Source organism: Clostridium tetanomorphum, assembly GCF_017873215.1.
In the GTDB taxonomy this organism is placed as follows: Bacteria; Bacillota; Clostridia; order Clostridiales; family Clostridiaceae; genus Clostridium_AO; species Clostridium_AO tetanomorphum.
This window is the reverse complement of sequence record NZ_JAGGKA010000054.1, coordinates 1-1,691: the sequence shown is the minus strand read 5'-3', so window position 1 is coordinate 1,691 and position 1,691 is coordinate 1. Positions and strand designations below refer to the sequence as shown.

Sequence of the window (1,691 nt, the reverse complement as noted above, 5' to 3'; positions counted from 1 at the left end):
ACAGTTTCCTGTTAAGAATTGACTGGTTTCTTAATTCTCTGTTTAATTTTCAAAGACCATTGTTGCTGTCATCTGACAGCTTATTCATAATATCACACCAGTTTCTCTTTGTCAACAACTTTTTTTAAATATTTTTTGAAAGTTATTTTTAACAACCTTTAATTGAAACTACTGTGCCGCCGCATCTCTCAGCGACATGTGTTATTGTATCAAAAAAATTAACCTTTAAAAATATTGTACATGCTATTATCAGAGATTATATGGTTTTTATTCATTATTTCTTATTATTACTCTTTATTTCACATACTGATACACTAGGCATAGTTACTTAAGTATTTTATCTGCTAAACAACTATCTCTGCTAATACTTCACTGCTTCATAATCTACAATTAAAATAATTACAGTTACCTAAAATAAATACAACTCTTAAGTTAAAACCTAAAAAAACTTATTCATAATCTACTATCTTCTATGCTACACTTATATAAATTAAAAATATTATAGATAATAATTATGACATATATAATAACTTAATTAAATAAAGTCCAAATAGAATAAATAACTGCTAACGAACAAATTATTTTACAAAATGGTCTAAAACTATAAATAGATAAAACAATTATTAATATTAATATAGAGATCTTCCATTTATATAAAAAACCTATACTCCTCATTTAACAATACTAACGGAATTCGTCCTTCTAAGGTTTCTGCCGGACATATATATTTATAAAAAATAGGGTCTCCCATTCCTAATTCATTAACCCATAATAGAGGTAAAAAAATAACTAAGATGAAATATTTTATATATATATGGTCCACTTAGGAAACTTAAATTTATTCGTTAGAACTTTGTATATTATTTCTTGAATTAATCCAAAAGAACATAAAAACCCACAGACAAATCGTGCCACAAGCATTCCTATAAAAGCAATTGTAAATATTATACTAAAACTTATAATTTTAATTATTGTTACTTCTGTTGTTTCTAATGTTGTTTTTTCCACTTCATGATCAATTAAAATAAGTGTATTATCCTTCTCTACAAATTCTGTTATATTTTCTTTAATATATATCCATACTTAATCTTTGTCTATATCTGCACGCAACTCAATAAGTACATTATCTTTAATAAAAATATATTATGTGTTATAAAAGTACAAAAAACTTATTACATATTTTCTAAATAATTCCCATTATGCTCTACAATACCTACAACTTTAAATTCTGTATACTGTGAAATATGTTCATCATCTTTTATATCATCCTTAGTTAAGTAATTATTAATTTCTTTAATTAATAACATCCTCAACATTTTTAACTCCGTCTATTGCTTTTACTTTGTTTACAAAATTAGAATTAAAAAGATTGATTCTTCCATCATCTTTATTAGCATGATATGAATGAATATTGAAGTCATTCTCAGCCCCTCCTTTTAATTCTAAATCAACATCCACAGAATTGATAAGTGTTGCTATCACTACCTTAATCTTATATCTACAATATTTAATTTAAAGCTGTATATATTTTTATTTTAGTAATGATAATATATAGTAAATACAATAAAAAAAGAGTAGTCATTTGACTACTCTTTTTATGGTGGAGATAAGGAGATTCGAACTCCTGACCCCCTGCTTGCAAGGCAGGTGCTCTCCCAACTGAGCTATACCCCCATATGGTGGACCTTCAG

General features: G+C 26.1%; 3 protein-coding genes and 1 tRNA gene. All 4 read right to left on the bottom strand.

Annotated elements, in window-relative coordinates; all coding sequences use genetic code 11:
• Positions 1-804: 804 nt before the first annotated feature.
• Positions 805-1,008, bottom strand: a complete 204-nt coding sequence (locus tag J2Z24_RS21975; RefSeq protein WP_051593434.1) for a 4Fe-4S binding protein — start codon at positions 1,006-1,008, stop codon at positions 805-807.
• Positions 1,009-1,172: 164 nt separating this feature from the next.
• Entirely contained in the window at positions 1,173-1,316 is a 144-nt protein-coding gene (locus J2Z24_RS21155) for a hypothetical protein (RefSeq protein ID WP_173679887.1), read from the bottom strand.
• The gene (locus tag J2Z24_RS21150) at positions 1,294-1,482 is read right to left on the bottom strand and encodes a hypothetical protein (RefSeq protein ID WP_035152027.1); all 189 of its coding nucleotides are present in this window, start codon (positions 1,480-1,482) and stop codon (positions 1,294-1,296) included. The genes J2Z24_RS21155 and J2Z24_RS21150 overlap by 23 nt, the downstream gene beginning before the upstream one ends.
• 116 nt (positions 1,483-1,598) lie before the next feature.
• Positions 1,599-1,674, bottom strand: a tRNA-Ala gene (locus tag J2Z24_RS21145).
• Positions 1,675-1,691 lie beyond the last annotated feature (17 nt).